The sequence below is a fragment of the Streptomyces mirabilis genome (genome assembly GCF_018310535.1).
GTDB lineage: Bacteria > Actinomycetota > Actinomycetes > Streptomycetales > Streptomycetaceae > Streptomyces.
In genome coordinates this window covers 5,050,638-5,071,859 of record NZ_CP074102.1, presented here as the reverse complement: position 1 = coordinate 5,071,859, position 21,222 = coordinate 5,050,638, and the positions used below count along the sequence as shown (strand labels likewise).

General features: G+C 69.2%; 22 protein-coding genes and 1 riboswitch. Of the genes, 6 read left to right on the top strand and 16 right to left on the bottom strand.

Annotation, left to right across the window (positions count from 1 at the left end):
* Positions 1-33: 33 nt before the first annotated feature.
* From SMIR_RS22495 to SMIR_RS22470, 6 genes are all read right to left on the bottom strand, one after another.
* Positions 34-570: a DUF501 domain-containing protein gene (locus tag SMIR_RS22495; protein ID WP_168501080.1), complete on the bottom strand. Its 537-nt coding sequence runs from the start codon at positions 568-570 to the stop codon at positions 34-36.
* Between the two features lie 83 nt (positions 571-653).
* Complete coding sequence (locus SMIR_RS22490) at positions 654-1,130, bottom strand: FtsB family cell division protein (protein ID WP_168492365.1); 477 nt, start codon at positions 1,128-1,130, stop codon at positions 654-656.
* Between the two features lie 101 nt (positions 1,131-1,231).
* The gene (gene eno / locus SMIR_RS22485; RefSeq protein ID WP_060897729.1) at positions 1,232-2,518 is read right to left on the bottom strand and encodes a phosphopyruvate hydratase; all 1,287 of its coding nucleotides are present in this window, start codon (positions 2,516-2,518) and stop codon (positions 1,232-1,234) included.
* A gap of 365 nt (positions 2,519-2,883) precedes the next feature.
* The gene (locus SMIR_RS22480) at positions 2,884-3,603 is read right to left on the bottom strand and encodes a LysM peptidoglycan-binding domain-containing protein (protein ID WP_212727295.1); all 720 of its coding nucleotides are present in this window, start codon (positions 3,601-3,603) and stop codon (positions 2,884-2,886) included.
* A gap of 4 nt (positions 3,604-3,607) precedes the next feature.
* Positions 3,608-3,771, bottom strand: a riboswitch (cyclic di-AMP (ydaO/yuaA leader).
* Positions 3,772-3,954: 183 nt separating this feature from the next.
* The gene (locus tag SMIR_RS22475) at positions 3,955-4,953 is read right to left on the bottom strand and encodes a LysM peptidoglycan-binding domain-containing protein (RefSeq protein ID WP_212727294.1); all 999 of its coding nucleotides are present in this window, start codon (positions 4,951-4,953) and stop codon (positions 3,955-3,957) included.
* A 171-nt stretch (positions 4,954-5,124) separates the two neighbouring features.
* Positions 5,125-6,408, bottom strand: a complete 1,284-nt coding sequence (locus tag SMIR_RS22470; RefSeq protein WP_212727293.1) for a cytochrome P450 family protein — start codon at positions 6,406-6,408, stop codon at positions 5,125-5,127.
* Positions 6,409-6,609: 201 nt separating this feature from the next.
* Here SMIR_RS22470 and SMIR_RS22465 point away from each other — a divergent pair, with 201 nt between their 5' ends.
* Complete coding sequence (locus SMIR_RS22465; RefSeq protein WP_168492377.1) at positions 6,610-7,821, top strand: globin domain-containing protein; 1,212 nt, start codon at positions 6,610-6,612, stop codon at positions 7,819-7,821.
* Between the two features lie 45 nt (positions 7,822-7,866).
* Here SMIR_RS22465 and SMIR_RS22460 read toward each other — a convergent pair whose 3' ends face one another.
* The 5 genes from SMIR_RS22460 to SMIR_RS22440 all read right to left on the bottom strand — a co-directional run bounded on the left by SMIR_RS22460 (position 7,867) and on the right by SMIR_RS22440 (position 11,900).
* On the bottom strand, positions 7,867-8,853 hold the full coding sequence (locus SMIR_RS22460; protein ID WP_212727292.1) for a nucleoside triphosphate pyrophosphohydrolase: 987 nt from the start codon (positions 8,851-8,853) through the stop codon (positions 7,867-7,869).
* Positions 8,854-9,034: 181 nt separating this feature from the next.
* Entirely contained in the window at positions 9,035-9,694 is a 660-nt protein-coding gene (locus tag SMIR_RS22455; RefSeq protein ID WP_212727291.1) for a SurA N-terminal domain-containing protein, read from the bottom strand.
* A gap of 260 nt (positions 9,695-9,954) precedes the next feature.
* Positions 9,955-10,596, bottom strand: a complete 642-nt coding sequence (locus SMIR_RS22450) for a hypothetical protein (RefSeq protein WP_248002949.1) — start codon at positions 10,594-10,596, stop codon at positions 9,955-9,957.
* Positions 10,597-10,677: 81 nt separating this feature from the next.
* Complete coding sequence (locus SMIR_RS22445) at positions 10,678-10,995, bottom strand: hypothetical protein (protein ID WP_101404629.1); 318 nt, start codon at positions 10,993-10,995, stop codon at positions 10,678-10,680.
* A 77-nt stretch (positions 10,996-11,072) separates the two neighbouring features.
* Positions 11,073-11,900 carry a glycoside hydrolase domain-containing protein gene (locus SMIR_RS22440; protein ID WP_168492383.1) on the bottom strand — a complete coding sequence of 276 codons (828 nt, stop codon included), beginning with the start codon at positions 11,898-11,900 and terminating at the stop codon, positions 11,073-11,075.
* A gap of 388 nt (positions 11,901-12,288) precedes the next feature.
* Between SMIR_RS22440 and SMIR_RS22435 the strand changes: the two genes are divergently transcribed.
* Positions 12,289-13,005 (top strand): hypothetical protein, encoded by a 717-nt coding sequence (locus SMIR_RS22435; protein ID WP_168492385.1) that lies wholly within the window; start codon positions 12,289-12,291, stop codon positions 13,003-13,005.
* Positions 13,006-13,121: 116 nt separating this feature from the next.
* Positions 13,122-13,496 carry a hypothetical protein gene (locus tag SMIR_RS22430; RefSeq protein ID WP_211118725.1) on the top strand — a complete coding sequence of 125 codons (375 nt, stop codon included), beginning with the start codon at positions 13,122-13,124 and terminating at the stop codon, positions 13,494-13,496.
* Between the two features lie 43 nt (positions 13,497-13,539).
* Here SMIR_RS22430 and SMIR_RS22425 read toward each other — a convergent pair whose 3' ends face one another.
* Both SMIR_RS22425 and SMIR_RS22420 read right to left on the bottom strand, forming a co-directional pair.
* Entirely contained in the window at positions 13,540-15,273 is a 1,734-nt protein-coding gene (locus SMIR_RS22425; protein ID WP_212727290.1) for a peptidase M16 family protein, read from the bottom strand.
* Positions 15,274-15,306: 33 nt separating this feature from the next.
* Positions 15,307-16,260, bottom strand: coding sequence for a hypothetical protein (locus SMIR_RS22420; protein ID WP_212727289.1), 954 nt, complete (start codon positions 16,258-16,260; stop codon positions 15,307-15,309).
* A gap of 313 nt (positions 16,261-16,573) precedes the next feature.
* Here SMIR_RS22420 and SMIR_RS22415 point away from each other — a divergent pair, with 313 nt between their 5' ends.
* The gene (locus SMIR_RS22415; RefSeq protein WP_168492389.1) at positions 16,574-17,017 is read left to right on the top strand and encodes a hypothetical protein; all 444 of its coding nucleotides are present in this window, start codon (positions 16,574-16,576) and stop codon (positions 17,015-17,017) included.
* Positions 17,018-17,130: 113 nt separating this feature from the next.
* Complete coding sequence (locus SMIR_RS22410; RefSeq protein ID WP_212727288.1) at positions 17,131-18,024, top strand: RpnC/YadD family protein; 894 nt, start codon at positions 17,131-17,133, stop codon at positions 18,022-18,024.
* 12 nt (positions 18,025-18,036) lie between these two features.
* On the opposite strand, the gene SMIR_RS22405 is transcribed toward SMIR_RS22410, so the two are convergent.
* Entirely contained in the window at positions 18,037-18,543 is a 507-nt protein-coding gene (locus SMIR_RS22405) for a GNAT family N-acetyltransferase (RefSeq protein WP_168492395.1), read from the bottom strand.
* Between the two features lie 375 nt (positions 18,544-18,918).
* On the opposite strand from SMIR_RS22405, the gene SMIR_RS22400 reads away from it, so the two are divergent.
* On the top strand, positions 18,919-19,446 hold the full coding sequence (locus SMIR_RS22400) for a hypothetical protein (protein ID WP_168492398.1): 528 nt from the start codon (positions 18,919-18,921) through the stop codon (positions 19,444-19,446).
* Between the two features lie 36 nt (positions 19,447-19,482).
* Here the strand turns inward: SMIR_RS22400 and SMIR_RS22395 are convergent, their stop codons facing one another.
* Positions 19,483-19,848 carry an Imm1 family immunity protein gene (locus SMIR_RS22395; RefSeq protein ID WP_282190313.1) on the bottom strand — a complete coding sequence of 122 codons (366 nt, stop codon included), beginning with the start codon at positions 19,846-19,848 and terminating at the stop codon, positions 19,483-19,485.
* Positions 19,849-20,251: 403 nt separating this feature from the next.
* Positions 20,252-21,208: a DUF6881 domain-containing protein gene (locus SMIR_RS22390; RefSeq protein ID WP_168492400.1), complete on the bottom strand. Its 957-nt coding sequence runs from the start codon at positions 21,206-21,208 to the stop codon at positions 20,252-20,254.
* Positions 21,209-21,222: the final 14 nt, after the last annotated feature.

Genomic DNA, 21,222 nt, shown 5'->3' with positions numbered 1-21,222 from the left:
GAGCACGCACCGGGAGGAGGGGGCGCTGCCCCCTCACTCTCCCTCGGACGGCGACTCCGCCGTCACCACGCACGCACCCTTGCGCCACCACTCCGGCAACATCGCGATCGCCTCGTCGCCCAGCGGATTCACCCCCGGCCCCGCGGCCAGCGAGTGCGCCACCAGCACATGCAGACACTTCACCCGGTCCGGCATCCCCCCGGCGCTCGGAAAGCCCGCCAGCACCTCGATGGCATCGCGCCGCGCGATGTAGTCCTCGTGGGCGGCCCGGTACGCGGCGGCCAGCTCGGGATCGGTCGCCAGCCGGTCCGTCATCTCCTTCATGACGCCGTCTGCCTCCAGCGTGCCGATCGCGGAGGCCGCGCGCGGGCACGTGAGGTAGTACGTCGTCGGGAACGGCGTACCGTCCGGCAGCCGGGGCGCCGTCTCCACCACGTCCGGCTGACCGCAGGGACAGCGGTGCGCGATCGCCCGCAGCCCGCGCGGCGGCCGGCCGAGCTGTTGCTTGAAGGCCTCGACGTCCGCGTCGGTCGGCTCGGTGCGCGGGGTGGGCGGCGGGGGCGTTTCCATGCCTGTGCTCAAGTCTCTTTCTTCTTCGATTCACCGGTTCACCGGTCATCAGTTCACCGGTCGTCAGGTCACCGGCCATCAGCTCACCGGTCGGAGTGGTCCGACTTGTCGACGCCGTCCCAGACGTTGGCGTACCAGGGGCGGGCTGCCACCCCCAGATCCGCACGCGACTGCTTCGCCGCGTCCGGGTCGATCACGATGTATCCGGTCTCGCCCGGCATCACATAGTGCAGCCGTTCCCGGATCTGCTGCTTCGCGTACGCGTCGTCCTGCCAGCGCGCCTTGAGGTCGCGCAGCTGTTCGACCCGGGCGCGGGCCTGTTCCTGCTTTCGCTCCAGATCGGCGATCTCGGCGCGCTGGGACACGTACTGCCTTATCGGGTACGCGAGGGCCACGATCAGAGAACAGAGTACGAGAGCCAGCAGCGCGGCGCGGCCGGTCAGGCGCGAGCGGCGGGCCTGGCGCTTGGTCTGCGAGCGGTAGACCCGGGCCGCCGTCTGCTCGCCGAGCAGCTTCAGCCTGGTCGCGGTGGAGAACCGGTCCCGGTCCTTCACGGCCATGTCCCGCCTCCCGTTCACACGCGCGTACGTCCCCGGACACGGTACGGGACCGGGTACGGGGACGTACGTACGACTGGCTAAGGCTTGACCCTCGGCGGGTGTCAGCCCTTGAAGCGCGGGAAGGCGCTGCGGCCCGCGTACACCGCAGCGTCGTCGAGGATCTCCTCGATGCGCAGCAGCTGGTTGTACTTGGCGACACGGTCCGAGCGGGCCGGGGCACCGGTCTTGATCTGGCCGCAGTTCACCGCGACGGCGAGGTCGGCGATGGTGACGTCCTCGGTCTCGCCGGAGCGGTGCGACATCATGCACTTGAAGCCGTTGCGCTGGGCCATCTCGACGGCGTCCAGGGTCTCGGTCAGCGAGCCGATCTGGTTGACCTTGACGAGCAGGGCGTTCGCGGAGCCCTCCTCGATGCCGCGGGCCAGGCGCTCCGGGTTGGTGACGAAGAGGTCGTCGCCGACGATCTGGACCTTGTCGCCCAGCTTCTCGGTGATGACGTTCCAGCCGGCCCAGTCGTCCTCGTACAGCGGGTCCTCGATGGAGACCAGCGGGTACGCGGAGACGAGCTCCTCGTAGTACTCGGTCATCTCGGCGGCCGAGCGGGACTTGCCCTCGAACTCGTACTTGCCGTCCTTGTAGAACTCGGACGCGGCGACGTCGAGCGCGAGCGCGATCTGCTCACCCGGGATGTAACCGGCCTGCTTGATGGCCTCGAGGATGAGGTCGAGCGCGGCGCGGTTCGACTCCAGGTTCGGGGCGAAGCCGCCCTCGTCGCCCAGGCCGGTGGACAGGCCCTTGGTCTTCAGCACCTTCTTGAGGGTGTGGTAGACCTCGGCGCCCCAGCGCAGGGCCTCGGAGAAGGACTCCGCGCCGATCGGGGCGATCATGAACTCCTGGATGTCCACGTTGGAGTCGGCGTGCGAGCCGCCGTTCAGGATGTTCATCATCGGAACGGGCAGCAGGTGCGCGTTCGGGCCGCCCAGGTAGCGGAAGAGGGGGAGGTCGGACGCCTCGGAGGCGGCGTGCGCGACGGCGAGCGAGACGCCGAGGATGGCGTTGGCGCCGAGCGAGCCCTTGTTGTCGGTGGCGTCCAGGTCGAACATCGCCTGGTCGATCAGGCGCTGCTCGGTGGCGTCGTAACCGACGAGCTCCGGGCCGATCTGCTCGATGACGGCGAGGACGGCCTTCTCGACACCCTTGCCGCCGTAACGGTTGGGGTCACCGTCACGCAGCTCGATGGCCTCGAAGGCGCCGGTGGACGCGCCGGACGGAACGGCGGCACGACCCGTGCTGCCGTCGTCGAGGCCGACCTCGACCTCGACCGTGGGGTTGCCTCGGGAGTCCAGGATTTCCCGGGCTACGACGACGTCGATGGACGGCACGAGCATCTCCTTCTGGGATGTGACGCGGGTACGCGGAGCCTGTGATGGCTTCGCGACATGAGCCTAACCGCCCCGGGGGGATCGGCCAGCCGGTCGCCCACCCCTTGGGCAGAACTGAACGTACACATTGTTCCAGAACGGAACAAAAACGGGTACCGAAATCCGGGTACGAAACGCTCGGCACGAAACGCTCGGCACGAAACGCTCGGCACGAAACGCCTGATACGAAAAACCCCGCTCCGGTGCGTACGGGGGAACACGCACCGGAGCGGGGGGCCCGTGGGGACGGGGGTGACCCTCATCGGGGCCTCCAGTGTGGAGACCCCTTTTATGAGGGACCTGTCATTCGGCTGAGGTGAAGCTGCCGATCATCAGCTGAGGTGAAGCTGCTGACCCGGGTAGATGAAGTCGGCGTCGTCGACGATGTCCTTGTTCAGCTTGAACAGCTGCTGCCAGCCGCCCTTGACCTTCTTCTTCTCGGCGATCGAGCTGAGGCTGTCACCCTTGACGACCTTGTACTCGCCGTCACCCTTCTTGACCTTCTTGCCGGTCGGGGTGGAGACGGTCTTCTCGGCGGCCGGGCGGGACGCCGAACGGGAGGCCGCGGTGTCCGTCGAGCGGGTGGCGGTACTGGTGCTCGGCGAGCTGTTCGACGAGGAGCTGTTCGAGGAGGACGAGGTCGACGGGGCGCTCGCGCCGCCGGTGTACGCGGCGCCCGACAGGCCCGTGCCACAGGTCGGCCAGGCGCCCTTGCCCTGCGCGGCGAGGACCTTCTCGCCGATGGTGATCTGCTGCGACTTGGAGGCCTGGTTGGCGGTCGCGGCGTACGCGGTGCCGCCGTACGCGGCCCAGGTGGAGGCCGAGAACTGCAGACCGCCGTAGTAGCCGTTGCCGGTGTTGATGGACCAGTTCCCGCCGGACTCGCACTGGGCGACGGCGTCCCACTCGGAGGCGGTGGCGGCGGAGGCGCTGCCGGCCGCCATCAGCGGAGCGGCAATGGCGACACCGGTGACACCGGCGAGCGTGGCGACACGGGTCGTCCGGTTGAAAACGGTCGGACGGCGGTGCTTGCCCTTGCTGGAAAACAGCATGGAGAGATCCCCTCACCGACGCCTGCGAGGTGAGCTGTCGGGTTCGGGCGGGTGAGTGCCCGGCCGTGCGCTCTGAGCGCTCGGCTTCACCCCAAGCCACTCCCGGTCAACTACCGGGTGCGGCACTTACCTTGGGTCCCCCGCTCCTGCCTACGGCGCTGACGCGTCGACTGTTCCCGTACGGCCGTTGGCAGGATTCGGCGTTGGCGACCGTCGGGGCCCGCTGTGGCGAGCGGTCATGACCGTAAGCAGTCGATCGGCTGAATTCCAAAGACGATCAGGGCCTTTGAGATCCATCTCTCACTCGCGCCAAACCGGACATTACACGGCGAACCATGACGCGAACTGCCCCTACTTTTCGCCCGATTCAGCACCAACTGCAAGGCTCTGACCGGGGAGGATGAGGTTCGGGTCGACGCCGACCGTCTTCTTGTTCGCGTCGTACAGCTCGGCCCATCCGCCTTCGAGGTCGAGGGCGTCCGCGATGGTCCAGAGATTGTCTCCGGCGCGCACCACATAGGAGCCGTCGACGACATCACGGGAGGCACCGGCGCCGCGCGAGGCATGCCGCCCGGAGGAGTCGTCGGTACGGCCGTCCGCGGCGCTGTCGGTGGCGTTCTCGTCCGCGTTGTCGCCGCGGTGGCGCCCGGCGCCGGCCGTCGCGTTCTCGGACGCACCGGAAGAGTCGTCACCCTGGCCGGAGTTGCCCGAGCTGTCGCCCTTCGTCGATTCCGTGTCGGAGTTGTCCGCTCCCTGATCGCCGCCGCCGGTGTCGGCCTTCGTCGTGTTCTTGGTCGCGTTCCCGGTCGCCTTCGAGGACGAACCGGACGAAGACGAATCAGACGAAGACGAATCGGACGTCGAGCCGGACGAGGCGGACGGGGTCGAAGTCGCGGACGAACTGGACGAACCGGATGAATTCGATCCGTTGGACGAATCGTTCGCCACTCCCGTGTCGACCAGGATGTCGCCCGAGTTCCTGCTCAGCCCGGAGAGCGGTCCACAGGTCGGCCAGGGGGTGAGGCCCTGGTCGTCGAGGAGCTTCTCGGCGATGGCTATCTGCTGCGAGCGGCTGGCCTCGTCGGCGCTCGACGCGTAAGTGAGACCGCCGTACTTCTCCCAGTCCGCCTGGCTGATCTGGAGCCCGCCGTAGTACCCGTTGCCGCTGTCGGCACTCCACTGGCCGGCACTCTCGCACTCGGCGACCCGGTCCCACGTGGTGCCGTCGGCCGCGCTCGCGCTGGTGGCACCGAGCAACGGGATCGCGATGGCGGATCCGGTCACTCCTGCCGCGACGATGAGGGCCGGGGCCTGACGGGGGCGACGATGGCGGCCGTTCCCGGAGAGCATGCGGAAGCCTTTCGCGTGACAGCAGGTGACTACGCGACGTGTGAGTCGCGTTGACGAGTGAACGTATCCGCACCCGAACACTTGTCACAAGTCGATGCAGCGTAGATCACGTGAAGATCACAGAGTTGAGAGCGTGTCAGGTTTGCGCGCCCACGGGTGTATGGTCGCCCGCTATCTCGAGACCAGTACCGGAGGCGTGAACTCCACTGGAAGCGTGCGCAATCCGCGCATAATGAGTCCGCCGCGCCAGCGCAAATCGGTTGAATCTCCCGCGAGTTGAAGGTCGGGGAGACGGGTGAGAAGAGTGGCGAGCGCGGTCTGGCCCTCCAGCCGGGCGAGCGGGGCGCCGAGACAGTAGTGGATGCCGTGGCCGTAGCCGAGGTGTTGGTTGTCACGGCGGGAGAGGTCGAGTGTGTCCGGCCGTTCGAACCGCGCGGGGTCACGGTCCGCAGCCGCGAGGACCACGAGGACGGGGTCGCCGGGTGCGATGTCCTGACCGCCGATGCGGACGGCCGCGGTGGCGAACCGCCACGTGGCCAGTTCCACGGGCCCGTCATAACGCAGGAGTTCCTCGACGCCGGTCTCGAGGAGTTCGCGTTCGTGGGCGGCGAGGGACTTCTGGAGGCGCGCGCGCTGCTCGGGGTGGGTGAGTAGGGCGTACGTGCCGTTGCCGATGAGATTGACGGTCGTCTCGAACCCGGCGAAGAGCAGGATGAAGGCCATGGCGGCGGCCTCGTTCTCCGTGAGGTGCTCGCCGTGGTCGGACGCGCGGATGAGGCCGGAGATGAGGTCCTCACCGGGCGCGGGCGTATCCGGAAGGCCTTCCCGCTTCTTGTGAATGAGCTCGAGCAGATACCCGCGCATCTTCTTGACCGACCGCGCGACCCCGCCCCGCGGCCCGCCACCGTGCCGGATCATCATCCCCGCCCAGTCACGGAAGTCGTCCTGGTCCTCGCGGGGTACGCCCAGCAGGTCGCAAATGGCGTAGATGGGAAGCGGGAACGCGAACTCGTGGATCAGGTCGGCGGAACCCTTCTGCGCGAACTGGTCGATCAGCTGATCGGTGAGCTCCTGCACACGCGGCGCGAACTCGGCCACCCGTCGCGGCGTGAACGCCTTCGAGACCAGCCGCCGCAGCCGGGTGTGGTCCGGCGGGTCGATGTTCAGCAGATGTGTCATCAACTCGGCCTTGCGCTCCCCTGGAATACCCGTCTTCCCTTTCGCGTGGGCGGGTTCGTCGTGGTGCGCCGGATTCTTGCTGAGCCGCGCGTCGGCGAGCGCCTGCTTGGCGTCCGCGTACCGCGTCACCAACCAGGCCTCCACCCCACTCGGCAGCCGCGTCCAGTGCACGGGGGCGTGCTCCCGCAGCCAGGCGTACGCGGGGTAGGGATCACTGGCGAACTCCCAGGTGAAGAGTTCGGGAGCGGGGCTGAACGGAGGCGGCTGATCGGTCACTCCCTGACGGTATCCGGAGGGAGGGGAAGGACGGCACGGCGGAGGGAGGGGCCGGCGAAGGGCGGGGAAGAGCGGGGCGGCATGCCGGAGGGAGGGGGAGCGGGGTGAGCGGTGACACAAGCAGCGTCCCTTTCATCCCGGACCATCCCTGAATCGGCTGCTGTTTGACTCCACGGCTCGCCGCCTCCCTAAATTCGCGCCGTGGACCCCGAAATACTCAGATCCAGCTTCGCGGTCGTCGAGAGACGGGCCGAGTTCGCGGTCAAGTACTTCTACTCGCATCTCTTCCGGCACAACCCGGACGTCCGCGGGCTCTTCCCCCTGGACTTCCCGGAGGACATGGAGCGACAGCGGGACCGGTTGTTCGCGGCACTCACCTATGTGATGGAGCGGCTGGAGGATCCGACGCTGCCGGGATATCTGCGGGAGCTGGGACGGGACCACCGGAAGTACCTGGCCGAGCCGGAGCACTACGCCGCCGTGGGGGCGAGCCTGATCGCCGCGTTCGCCGCCGTCGCGGGGTCGGCGTGGAACGCGGAGGCCGAGAAGGCCTGGGCCGAGGCATACGGGGCGATCACGAACGTCATGCTCCAGGGCGCGTGGGAGGCACAGCACGAGGGTGAACCGCCCTGGTGGGACGCCGAGGTCGTGTCCCGGACCCGGCACGGCGACGACCTCGTCGTACTGACCCTCCGCCCGCACGACCGGCTGCGCTACTCCCCCGGCCAGTACGTCAGCGTCGGCGTCCCGCACCTGCCGGGCATCTGGCGTCCGTACTCGCTCGGCAACGCCCCTCGCGCCGACCACACCGTCGACCTGCACGTCAGCCGCGTCGAGGACGGGGTGCTGTCCACCGCCCTGGTCCGGCAGACCCGAGAGGGTGATGTCCTGCGGCTCGGCGCACCCGGCGGCGGTCTGACCCTGCGGGCGCCGGTGGAACGGCCGCTGACCTTCATCGCGGCCGGCACCGGATGGGCCCCGGTCAAGGCGCTGCTCCAGCAACTCGACGCCACGCACGAGGCCCGGCTGTTCCTCGTGGCCCGCGACACCTCGTACCTCTACGACCGGTCGGCCGTGGAACGACTCCAGTCCCGGTTACCCCGCCTCGGCGTCACCTTCATCACCCCTGCCCCCGGCCGCCCCAAGGCCCAGGCCACCGAGCGGCTGCTGACCGCGCTGGGCAACCGCGCCGGCTGGGCCCGCCACGACGTCTATCTCGCCGGCCCGCCCCAGCTCCTCGAGGAGATCGCCGCGGCCCTCCCCGCCCTCGGCACCCCGCCGGAACAGATCTTCCACGACCTCCTCCCACCCGCCGACCCCAGCCGCCCCCGCCCCCTGGGCCCCGCGGAGTGGCTCCTGGACCGCCCCCACCCCAACTGGCACAACCCGACAAGCCGCGCCCCCGGCAGGTAGCTCTGGGGTCCCTCCCCCTCCCCCTCCCTCCCCGCTTCCGTTTCCTCAGCCCGTCTCCGTCGCCCGGATCGCGTCCCGGTAAGCCCGCGCGGCCGCGCGCAGGGCGGCTTCCGGGTCCACTCCCTCGGCCTCCGCGTGGGCGGCGATGGCCAGCAGTTCGTAGCCGACGCCTTCGCCTCGGGGGAGTTCGACCTCAAGTCCCGCCGTGCGCACGCGCGATGCCAGCTTCGCCGCGAGGGCCAGGCCCGGCTGACCCAGCGGTATCCCCTCCGTCACGGACGTCCGCCGCTTCTCCTCGGCCTTGGTGCGCAGCCAGTGCTCCTTGACCTCCTCGGGGGTCGTGGCCGTCTCGTCGCCGAACACGTGCGGGTGGCGGTGGATCAGCTTGGTGACGATGCCGCCGGCCACGTCGTCGATGGAGAAGGGTGCCGCGGCGTCCTCCTCCGCGATCCTGGCGTGGAAGACGACCTGGAGCAGAACGTCGCCGAGCTCTTCCCTGAGCTCGTCCCGGTCGCCCTCCTCGATCGCCTCGACAAGCTCGTACGCCTCCTCGATCCCGTACTTCGCGAGGCCCTTGTGGGTCTGCTGGGACGACCACGGGCACTCGACGCGGATACGGTCCATGACCTGGACGAGGTCGAGGAGGCGGGCGCCCGGCAGGTCGTACGAGGCCGGGAGCAGCTCCAGGTCCGGCATCTGTATGCGGCCGGAGCCGGCGAGGCGGGCCAGGCCGTCGGTGAGGCGCGGCTCGCCCTCGCCGGTGGCTACGACGACCACCGTGCGGCCCTCGGCGCAGGCGTCCACCAGGTCCTGGGCATCGGGGGACGCCTCGTCGACGCTGATGCCCGCCTCACGCAGATACGGCAGCTGCGGATGCGCGCCGTCCGCGCACAGCACCTGGTCGGCGGCGCGCAGAACCTGCCAGGCGGGCCAGGACAGCAGCCCGGGGGCGACGCGGTGGCTGGTGGTGAGCAGGACGATACGGCCGGGGTCGGGAACCTGGGCGGTGGCGTCGGAGCTGGTTGCGTTCACCCCACGAACGTAACCCACGCCGCCGACGGCCCCAGGAGTTATCCACAGGCCGGGAGGGAGTCGAACCGTTTATCCACAGCCCTACCCCCAGGCCAGGACCTGGCGTTGGCCTGCTGACCAACCGGCCCGGTGGACTCCTACTGCACTCCTGCCGCGCTCCTACTGCACTCCTGCTGACCCACTACGCCGTCTGCTGCGTCCCGGTCGACGTGACCTCCCGCAGCCACGGCGTCTTCGCATCGACGCGGCTGCTCTTCTGGACGTCCCAGGCGCCGTAGCGCGGGTTCAGGTCGACGTTCAGCTTCTTGGACGCGTCGGACATGGCCTTCCAGAACGTGGCCTTGCCCTCGGTGGTGTTCATGTCGGCACCGAGCGCGGCGGCGAGTTTCTGGGCCTCGATCTCGGTACGGAGGTTGTCGTCGAGGCGCTGGGGCGCCACCCCGTACTGCTGCAGCCAGGCCGTCTCCAGCGCCTTCGCACCGCCCGCCTGGCCCTCCAGCGTCGCCCGCATCTGCTGGGTGTCCGCGCGGGTGACGCTCACGCCCGCGTCCTCGGCGGCCCGGTCGAGGACCTGGTCGAGGACCATGGTGTGCAGGGTGTCGCGGGTGAGGCTGCCGGTCTTGGCGATGGCCTGCTCGTACTGGGCCTCGTCCTTGACGGCGGCCCGCTGTGCCGAGCGCACCTCGTTCACCCGGCTCTCCAACTGCGCGACCGTGATCCGCCGGCCACCGACGACGGCCGCGGCGCCTGGGTGCGCCTCGTCACCGCACGCCGTGAGAAGGGGGGCCGCGACGACGATCGCGGCGGAAAGGACGAACGCGGTGCGACGGCGGCGGTGCAAGGAAACCTCCCGAGGAGATTGTGCGACGGTGCACAAAGTCTTGCGGTGATCGATGGTAGGCAGTGGCCCGGCTCTCGGCCAGCCATTCGACCAACGATTCGCGGAGACTTCAGATACCGGCGCGGCCGCCGTGACGAGCGGGACGGTCACCGTCCGCTCGTACGACCGTTCACATCCACTCGTGCGACCGATCAAGTCCGGTCACACCACCGGTCATGTCGGGTCGTACGGCCGATCGCATCCTGTCGTAGCGGCCCCGGCTAACCGCGCGCCTCGACCTCGCGCTCGACGACCCCGGCGACCTCGGCGCGCAGTCCGTCGCCGACGCGTGTCACGGTGATGTTCTTGGCGCCCGTGGAGTCGGCTCCGGCGTCCCCCACCAGTACGAAGTCGACCTTCTGGTGCTGCGGGGCGGTCTGCGTGGCCGCCGTGACCTCGGGTTTTCCGGTCGCGACGACCACGTCGCAGGACCGCTGGAGCAGGCCGTTGAGGTAGGGCCGCGCGTTGGCCGCGGACTGCTCACCGGTCACCGGGACATAGCTCACGCGTGCGTGCGTCTTGAGGGACGCGTCCTGCATGCCCTGCCAGACCTCGGCCGCGGTGGTCCCGGCCGTGATCCCGTCCTTGCCGGTCAGCAGGCAGGCGTCGACGTCCTTGTAGTGGCGGGCCCGGGTGTCGGGCAGCTGACGCTTCGTGCCGGTGCGGGAGAGGAAGTATCCGGTGACCGCGACCGCGACCGCGACGATCACCGCACCCGCCACCATCGCGACCCCCCGGCCGCCCAGCACACGCGGCCACTGGAGTACCGCCCGCACACCCGCGGCGAGCCTCGACTCCTGCGTGGCGTCGCGCGCCGCCTTCGCGCGCTGCGCCTGCGGCACCTGCCTGACCCGCTTGACCACGTGGTTCCCGTACTTCCGCTCTTCGCTCTTCCGCGCTGCGCTCTTGCGTGCTTTCGTCCGGCCGGTCCTGCCGGTGCGCCGCTAGTACCCGACGCGCCGGGGCCAGACCGTCCAGGCGTGCACCGCCGCGCCGACCATCGACACCAGGATCAGGAGCACGTCGTCCGCGAACTCGAGGCCGTGGGTGGTCTCGGGTGTGAGCGAGAGCTGCATGACCCACGCCACCAGCACCGCGCAGAACCCGCCGAAGACCGCCCAGTCCGCGCGGGCGCCCCGCCGCAGGGCGATGACGAGGGACGGAACAGGACACAACAGCCCCAGGCTGACGACGGGAAGCGCCGCCAGCCCGGCACGGACGGCGGACGGTCCGACGACCGCCGGCAGCCTTTCGACCCTCATGCCCTGCTCCTCCTCCTGTTGTTCTCCGGTCGTTCTCCGGTCGGCGTCATCCGGCGGTCCCGGGATGCGTCCGGGTGTCAGCCGGTGATGGCGACCGGCGCGTCCCAGGCGTCGCGGTCCACGGTGATCGTGTAACCGCCGATGGTCTCCTTGCTGTTGACCATGTACTGGTGGGCGCGGCTGTGGTTGGTGAACTGGGTGGAGCCCCACGGCCAGTCCGAGGTCGTCGTGTTGACCTTGTCCCACAGCGCGTACCAGAGGTTGCCCGGCAGGTCCGTCTTGTCGGTCGCGGTCGCGATGGCCTTGGCGCTGGAGCTGGTGAAGCCGTAGAAACCGGTGCGGTACGTCTTGGCGTGCAGCGCCTTGTCGAAGGCGCGTACGTACGTCAGCGTGGCCTTGTTGCACGCCGCGTTCGTGATGTCGTACGACTCCATGTCCAGGTAGATCGGGCTGCCCGCCTTCATGCCCAGCGCGGACGCCTTGGTCACCGCGTCCGCGGCGTCGGTGGCGCCGAGCGAGGCGGCGTTGGTGGCGGTGAGCTTCTCCGGGTTGGAGCCGGTCTGGCAGGACGGCTGGGCGCCGACGTACAGCGGGATGAGCTTCCAGCCCAGCGTGCTGACCGACTTCACCCAGGACGCGGTGAGGTTGGGCTGGCTGCAGCCGCGGTTCTTGCCGCCGACGTAGACGGCGGCCGCTCCGTAGAAGCCGGTGTGCCAGGCCTTCATCGCCGTCAGCGAGGGTGCGGCGCAGGTGTCGAAGGCGCGGCCCGTGAACGTCCGTTGGGCGGGCCAGGTGGTCGCCGCCATCGACGTCTGCGCCGCGATCCCGGCTCCGGCGACAACGGCCGCGCCTGCCGTCGCCCAAGCGATGTAGCGGCCCTTCTTAGACATCCGATGGCTGGACATCCCCACCCCATTCATGACGCGTGCACGTCACGGCGCGCGGGACGCCCGGAACGTGCGGACATATAGATCGAAACAAGACACTTCAAGACAGTTGAGCCCCGCCGGCGCCCATTCCGGCTCACCGACGAGAGAGGGTGACCGGCCCCCGGCACGCGGAGCGGATCGCACCGTAACCGACGCCACCCCCTTGATCGGGAAACCCTGTACCTCAATCGCCACAAGAATCCCTCAAGCCACGGCAAAACATGGGGAGCTCATGGAACCCCGGACCGATCGACCCCCTCTTTTAGCGATCCTTGGCACCCCGATGCCTGTGCACGGCCTGTGCACCCATAGAGTCCGCTCGGCTCAACAGCACCACTTCTCAAAGAAGGACTCAGACATCCCGATGCGTCACCCCTCCCGCGCGGCCAAGGCGCTGCTCGCCGCAGCCGTGCTCCCGCTGGCCCTGACGGCCTGCTCCTCCGGAACCACCGTCCAGCCCTCATCCGCCAAGACGAAGCAGGCCAAGGACCCCAACGCCGGTCTGCTGACGGGCGCGCAGCTCAAGAAGACGCTGGCACCCGCGTCCTTCTTCGCCGCCGGTTTCGCGGTCGACCCGAGCGGCGCGCGGGACTCCGGCACCACGTACACTCCGCCGAGCTCCTCCCCCGCGCCGAAGCCGCACTGCTCCCTGCTGGGCGGCACCAGCTGGATATCCATCACCGGCGACTCGGGGGTGTCCTTCGCCCAGAACGACTACGTCAGCAAGAACACTTCCGAGGACATCGCCCAGGAGGTCGACACCTACCGCGGCACGACCTCGAAGACCGTGCTGACGAACCTGGAGAAGACCGCCACCACGTGCGCGACCTTCACCGACTCCGACACGCACACCAAAGTGAAGGTCACCGGCGCCACCACGCCCGGCCTGGGCGACGCCGCGTACACCATCACCCTGACCAACAGCGCCTGGCAGAACGGCACGACCCTGATCGCCGTGCGCGCGGGCACCGACGTCGTCAGCGTCATGTCCACGGACGGGCACGACAACGGCGCCGCCACGGCCAAGAAGCTGGCGACGCAGATCGTGACGTCCCTGAAGGGCGAACACCAGCGCGTGTGACCCGCTGGATGGGAGCATGACGCCCCCTGAGAGGTTTCTCGGGACCCGAGAAACCTCTCGGGGGGCTCGTAGGGCGCTCGTGGGTGCTCGGGGGGTGTGATGGCATGGACATGGGCATGAGCGTGGACAAGCGCCTGGAAGCCGGCTGGGCCCAGCGGATCTCGTGGTCGGTTCTGGTGGTCGCGTCGCTGGGTCTGCTGGTGTGGGCGCCGTTCCTGTATGTCGCGATCCGCCGCGGCAGGCGCTCGGACTGGGGCGCCTTCGCCGCGTTCCTGCTGTACGAGCTGGTGACGCTGCCGTGGGCGACCGTTCAGTCGGACGCGGGTGATCCCGTCCTCGGCGCGGTCGCCGTCGTCACCCTGGCGATGGCGGTCTGGCTGCTGCTGTTCGCGCTGTTCGACAAACGCACGCCGAAGTACCCCACGGCGAAAGCGGGTCGGATCCCCGGACCCGTGCCGGGCCCGGCACCGGGCAACCCGTATCTGCGCTGAGGTCACCCGGACACCCTCGTCCACGCTCAAGCCACCCGGCGGTTCACCCCCGCCGGGTGCCGCGCAGCACCCTGACGGCCGGCCAGGCCAGCAGCGCCCCGACGGCCCAGAGGAAGACGGTGAGGCCGGCCCATTCCCCGGTGCTGGTCTCCGGATCCGAGGCGCCGAAGACGGTGTACGAGAGGGCCAGGAGGGACCAGAGCCCCGCGAGGAGCCCGAAGATGACGAGCATGGCCGTCTGCCCGCCGGTACGCCGCGCCGACGCCTTCTGCTGAACCTGCCGAGCCGCACCGGATCCTCCGGCCTGCCCCGCCGAAGCGGCACCCCCCGGCTGCCGCTGCTGCTGTTGCCTTTGCCGGGGCGGCAGGTGCACCACCACGCGCGGATGCACCGCCGCGTCGATGGTCGCCATGGTGTGCGCGTCGATCCCGTACTCCCCCGGCTCCACCTCCACGGACAACCCGTCGGTGCCGATGAGCCGGCGCCCGCCGTCGGCCCAGCTGAGCAGGGCGGCGCACGCGCGGAAGGCCACGGTGGCCTGTTCTTTCCCCGCCGTCAGACTGACCCCCTCGCCCCCGACGACCAGGGCCGTACCGTCCTTGCGCACGGCCTCGAAGCGCGTGCCCTGGACGGTGTACGACGAAGTGGTCGGGGCCGCCGTGTACCCGGCCCAGTCGGCCCTGTGCCCCGAGGGAGCCTGCAGCAACGCCGTCCCGGCGGCCTCCAGGGCCACCGCGTGCACATGCTGCGGCGTCGTCGCCCACAGCTCGGCGCGCAGTTCGTCGAGCCCGCGCGGCGGACGGTGGGCGAGCAGTTCCTCCGCCGCGCCCGGCAGCCGCCGTACGGCCGCGTCGGGCGCGGTCAATCTGGCGTCGCTGCGCCCGCGCACGGCCTCCAGGTCGGCCTGCGCGATCCGGCCGACCTGAAGCCCCGCGAGCACGTCGACGAACCCGCCGAGGACCGCGTCCTGCTTGGCGGGCAGGGCGTCCGCGAAGGCGGTGACGGTCGCGAAACCGTCCCGGCGGGAGGTGTAGTCGCCGGCCGCCGTGTAGGAGTAGCCGCCCTCCTGACGCAGGGAGCGGGAGAGCTCGCGTTCCAGGACACCGGCGTAGAGCCGGGCGGCGGTGGTGTCGGTGACGACGGCGTCGAGCAGGACGCCGCCCTTGCCGTCGGAGAAGTAGGCGGGGGCGGTGGGGAGGGCGGAGGTGACGGCGGGCATCGGGCGCCGCTGACCGCCGGGCAGCTTGAGCGAGAGCCCGGCCGGCAGCCGCTCCCCCGCGATCCACAGCACGGCGTTGTCCCGGGTGAACCAGGTCCCGGCCCATTCCCGTACGTCGTCCGGCCGCAACCCGCGTACGCCCCACTCCGGGTAGCTGACCAGCCCGTACCCCTGGGCCCCGTACCGCCACAGCGGCAGTTGTCCGGGCTCCCGGCGCGCCTCCTCGGTGCGCAGGATCTCCTTCTCGGTCTCCAGCCGCTCCATGGGCAGATCGAGGAGGGAGGTGCACACACCGTCGAGGTAGGCGACGATCTCGTGCTCGGCGCCCTCCACATGGAAGTGGGTGAACGCGGCCTTGGTCGCACCGTTGAAGTGGTAGTCGGCCAGGCCCTGGCGGTGCAGGGCCAGGTGCTCGACCAGGTGGGTGATCCCGGCCCCGGCGAGCGTCTCGTCGGCGACGCCGACACGGAAGACCAGTCCGGCGCGCATGAGCCCGGTGGCGTACGCGAAGAGGGTGGGTATGCCGTCGACCTCGGTGTGATGGATGCCCTGGCTCATCGTCTGTCTCTGCCTGTCCTGTTCGGCATCCGCTCAGCCTCTTCCGAGGGCGGCGGAACGGTGTTTGACGTACGCGTCCGCGGGCTTGCCGAGGTAACTCCACGGGTACTCGGAGGCCAGGTTGCCCAGGGCGCGGAAGTGCGCGGCGGCGCGTGCGGTGTCGCCGATCAGCGAGAAGAGGGCGGCGAAGACGCCCTGGATGGTGACCCACCCGTACGCGGGTCGGTAGTACGGGTGCAGGACGGACCGTTCGGCGGCCTCGACGAGTTCGGCGTGGACGTGGGCCTGGCGCAGGTAGTCGGTGCGCTCGCTCCCCGCGGAGGGCAGATCGAGCCAGCGCTCCAGGTGCGCCTCCGCCACCAGACCACCGCTGAGCGACCCTTCGGGCGAGTTGAGCAGGCACTCGCGGGCGAATCCGTGTGCCGCCTCCCAGCTCCCGCTCCACTTGGGGCACAGCTGCTGGAGCAGCCTGGCCTGCCCGGTCAAGTGGTGCGGGTGGTACGCGGCCAGTCGGTCGTACCTCCGCCGCGCCTCGTTCTGCCCGAGCTGCAGTCCCATGGCCGTGGTCAGGCGCGCGGCCCAGGCCGCGTCGTGGGACGGGTCGAGGGCGGTGGCCCGGATGAGCAGCTGCTCGGCCTGCCGCAGGTGCTCGTGCAGCTGCCGGAACTGCTCCCGGCTGACGTGCTCGGCGCGCGCGCTGCTCCGGATCTCCCAGCCGATCTCGATCTCGCGGGTCCCGAGCGTCGTGAGGGCCAGTACGTCGTCGGGGGCGGCGGCGACGAGTTCCCGCAGGAAGTGCTCGACGCCGGGTACCTCGGCGACGACCCGGACGAGGAACGCCCGGTCGGTGCCCTGAGGCAGCCCGTCGGCGTACCGCCTGATCCCCGCCCAGTCCCGCGCGGCGGTGGCCTGCCGCAACCAGCCGACCTCGGGGAAGGCGGAGGCGAGTTCGAAGTCGGGGGGTGGGAGGGACGCATCGGTCGGCATGGAGCGGATGGTAAGTGGCGGATTGGAGACGGTTTTCGGTCAGGTGTGGGGAGGCTGTGGGAACAGAATGCCCAAACAGGCCATACGGGCGTCACCTTGACCCTTCGATGACTGATCTTGACCGAGCCATGACTCGAACTTGAGTTCGCCTTGTGTGAGGTGACCTCTCGCCTTGCCCCTGGCTTGGAACAATCCATGCGACCGCTGTCACCACCACCTCCCAGCCACCGCCGCCTCCCGGCCACTACCCTCCCGTCACTGTCACCTCCCCGTCACTGCCACTCTCACCCCACCGTCACCAGGAGCCCCACCCGTGGCACTCAACGCCCGTCGCGCCAGACAACTGCTGGAGATCTCGACCCCCTTGCTGCTCCAGGGCGAGCAGGTCGAACTCACGAGCCTGGCCGGCATCGGGACGGTCTCGGTGCGCAAGCAGGCCCTCACCGCGGCGGTGGTCGGTGTACTCAGCGCGGGAACGGTGATGGCGACGGTCACCCCGCGCCCGATGTACCTCGTCCTGACGAACCAGCGGATCCTGTTCTTCGACGGCAACCGGGGCGGCAAGCCGGGCAAGTTGCTGATGAACCTCCCGCGCCCGTACGTCACCGCGAGCGCGCCCAAGAAGACCTTCCTCGGCCTCAAGGTGGTCACCCACCTGACCGTCGAGGGCCAGCAGGGCGCCCTCAAGGTCGACTTCCCGGTCCAGACCCGCGCCGACGGGCACCGGTTCGCAGCGGCTCTGCCGGTGACGCGCTGACGCGCCTCTCCGCCACCGACCTCCTGACATAGACCTGAGGCATAGTCACTCGAACGGCTGAACCGGTCCCAAGCCATCCGACGGAACGCCTCCACGTCACTACATTCCGTCACATGGTCAGCTCAGCGCATGAGGCGATGCACCAGATCTTCAGGGAGGACCCGGGGCTGTTCGCCCGGGCCCTCCCGAAAGCAGGCATCGTCTTACCCGAACCCACCACGATTCAGCTCCTGGACACCGATCTCACCGAGATCAAACCCATGGCGCGCCGTGTGGACACCCTGATGCGCGTCGACACGGCGGACAGCGGAAGCTACCTGCTCACCGTGGAGGCGCAAGGCAAACCGGACCCGGACAAGCTCAACAGCTGGACGTACTACCTGGCGTATCTCTACGCCGAATACAAGCTGCCGCCCCTCCTGCTCGTCGTCTGCCAGGACAAGCCCACCGCGTCCTGGGCCGCGCAGCCCATCCGCATCGGCCTGCCCGCCCACACCAGCATCGCGGTCTTCCCACTGGTCCTGGGCCCCGAAAACCTCCCCACGATCATCGACCCGGACGAGGCGGCCGAAGACCTGGCTCTAGCCGTCTTCTCCGCGCTCGCCCACGCCAACGACCCCGCACTCCCTGCGATACTGGAGGCGCTGGCGACGGCGCTCGCCACCATCGGAGGCGGGACCGCGCAGGACTGGGCGGAATACACCGAGGTCGGCCTGGGCGACACCCAGAGCCGCGCATTCTGGAGGCACCTGATGACCCTGCGCCCCAGCCGCTTCCCCGGCGGCGGCACCCTCATCGAGGAAACCCGAATCGAGGGCCGCACAGAAGGCCGCACAGAAGGCCGAGCCGAGGACATCCTCCGCATCCTCACCCTTCGCGACATCGCCGTCCCCGAGACCGCGCGCGAGCGCATCACCAGTTGCACCGACCTGGAGCTGCTGGGCACGTGGTTCGACCGCGCACTCACGGCCACCAACGCGGAAGAGCTGTTCGCCGCAGAGGCGTAACGAACCCGGAGGTCACAGACGCCGGCGCATGCAGACCCGCGGCCACCGCTCCAGACCGTGGCCGGCCTCGCGTCGGCGGATGTCCTGGAGCCCGGGACCAAGCGCGCTGTCATCCAGGAACTGGAAGCCGCAGCGCACGTAGTAGGGCGCGTTCCAGGGGACGTCGGCGAAGGTGGTGAGGGTCAGAGCGGGTATCCCCTCAGCCCCGGCCCGGTGGCCGACATGGTCCAGCAGTGAACGCCCGATGCCGCGCCGCGCGCTGTCCGGGTGCACCGACACCTGCTCGATGTGCAGGTTGCCGTCGACGTGTTCCGCGATGAGGTACGCCACCGGCCTGTCGGCCTCGTCGACCGCGGCCCAGGCGAGGTCGGCCCGCTGATAGTGGGCGAGGTCGGTGAGCGGGAGGGGCTCGTCGTCGGCGATCTCCGGCATGCCGATGTCGGCGAAACACCGTCCGGCGGCGCGCTCGATGTCCTGAAGGAGGGGCAGTTCGTCGATGTGGACTGCTCGGATACGCATAGATGCATTGTCGCCGCGGGAACCGGTCGAGCCCCGCGTGCAGCAGCGCGCTGTTCGCCGAGGACTCCGGTACCCGGGATCTGAGCATCAACATCCACCGGCCTCGCGAGCACGGACCGCAGCGTTTCGGGTCCGGCATGACGGACCCGAACCGACTGCTCCTTGTCGCCGACCGCGGCGGCGAGGCGGTGGGGCAACGCCGAGGCCGTTCGTTTCTACGAGCGCAACGGCTTCGCGTCCCGGTCGGCGACCTTGGAAGCGGCTCTGTAGCCGGCGTCACAGAAACGCTCGAACACGGCACGCCGCAAGGGAACACCGCGTCACAGCTCCGCTACACGGACACACCACGCCTCCGTGAACGTCAGCATCTCCGGCATGCACCGAACCTTCACAACCACGTCCGTCGTCGCCCTCCTGCTCTCCCTGACCGCGTGCAGCGGCGGCAACTCCCCCACGAACTCCACGACCGACGCCCACGAACCCGCCAGACCCGGCACGCTCGCGGGCAAACCACTCACGGCCCGCGCCGCGTTCCAGAAAATGTCCACGAGGGTGCCCACGGCGCACCTCACCGGCACCGTGACCGCGGAGAACGACCCGAACCACCTGCTCGGCCGCCCCAACGAATACACCTCGAAAGTCACGTTCTCGGACAGCTGGGTACCCGCCGTCCAGGTCACCGGCGCGGACCCCGGCGACGTCGAACGCGGCGGCGCCGTCGAGGCGTTCGCCAACCCGGTGGACGCCAAGGCGCGCGCGGCGTACATCCGGGGCGTGACCAAGTCCCTCCCGGCCCTGGCCGAGTACGACTACGTCCACGGCTCGGTACTCGTACGCGTCTCCCACTACCTCACACCGAAGCAGGCCGCCCAGTACGAGTCGGCGGCGCGCACCATCGGTTGAGAAGTCCGAGGCCTTGCCGCCCGCTGACGTTCCCACCTACGAATGCGCGTCCAGGCGTTCTCCGTTGATCTCACCACGGACCCACTGGACGCACTCGGGACGGTCACCGGTGCCCATACGACAGAACTCCCGCAAGGCCGCACGTACTCGGGCAACGGGAAGTGTGCTGCGGGGGTCGTACCACAATGGACATCCCGGATCCGAGAGAACTCGTGGATCAAAGTCAGGCGGGGCGGGATTGTCGGACACCCAGCAGGATTGGGACTTCTCGTCCCCTGACTCCCCTGCGCGTTTCGGACTGACGTACCAGACAAGCCCACCGTAGCCGGTCGAGGAATTGACTCCGACGCGAAGGAGTTCGGCCACACCGTGCCCGCCCTGAAACCCAACGAGATCGAGCACCGCGTCTCGCTGACCCCAACGACTGATCGGCCTGCATGTCGCCGCGTATCAGCTTGCCGAAGCCGAAGGGTCGTCAGCCGGAAGGCTGGACGTACGTTCGTGCAGGAGGATGACGGCCTCCTTGGCGCGTCCTTGGCGGATGAAGCTCTGCCAGCTGTCTGGCTCCTCCCGGCGCCGTAGGTCGGCTGGAGGACCGCGATGGCCTCGTCCAGTCGACCGGCATCGGCCAGCGGGTCGGAGAGACGCCGTGCCTCGTACCAGGTGTCGACCTCAGGACGGGCGCTCAGAGGCTGCATCCCGCTGATCCTGTTCGATCAGCGCCTGACACGGCCGACCGCCTCCTACTGGCCCTTCCCCTCGTTACCCACTCGAACGTGCCGGAGGCAGCGCCGGGAAGGCGCGATCAGTGCCCGATGAAGCCGGTGAGCCCTTCCTTCCAGCGTCGCTCGAAGAATTCCGCAGACGTCTCTTCGACATGCAGGTCGTCATCGGCCTCAAGCTCCGTCCACGACGGAACGCGCTCCGAGCCGAGCTTCACCCCGCCCCGCAGCTGGTGGTCCCGATCGACACAGACAAGTCGGCCATCCATGTACTGAGCCACCTTGCGCAGCTCATAGCCGTCTGTCCCGATCTCTGTGACGAACTCGAACGGTTCGTCATCGGCCGCCAGAAGATTGATGGAGATCAAGTACCACGGCCTGGACTCCGCACCCTGCTTCCGCCGGAGTTGAGCGGCCAGCGTCTGCTGGGGTCGAAACGCGCGACGGCGCACGCAGTTCGACGCCGATGACCCACAAGCGGGCCAGGCGCATTGTGGACCGCAAGGCCCGGAAGGACGCCATCCAAGCACTGCCGACACCTTCGACAGCTCAGCCGTCATCGCGGTGCCGGCCGAAGCCAGCTGATCAGCGCGCCGAATGACCGCCATCGGATCGCGTTCCCTCGAAACCAGAGCACGCTCATCCTCCCGCTGAGCACTGCGCTCAAGCTCCGCGAAGTCGGCGACGCCCGGAGACGCTGGCGCCTGCGTCTGCTGATTCACCAGCCGGGTCAGCGTGCTCCACACCCCGACCGCCTGTTCCGAGATCCTCGCATCCGCCGAAAACGATTGCACCCCTCCGGCTCCAGCCACGATCAAGGCCATGCTGGCGACGCTCTGTTCGAAGAAAGCCGGATGGTCGAAATCCTGCAATGGACCGACCGCCTCACAGAATTCATCGAGACCGATCAGGACACTGTCCGCGATCTCGCCGGAGCCCAAGCAGCCGCGAATGACCTCGTCGACCGGCTGCCGCACCGTCGATTCGAGCACCTCCAGCAGTGGAAAAAGACGAATCAGGCACAAGGCGCCGCTGGTCACAGTAGGTTCTCGCA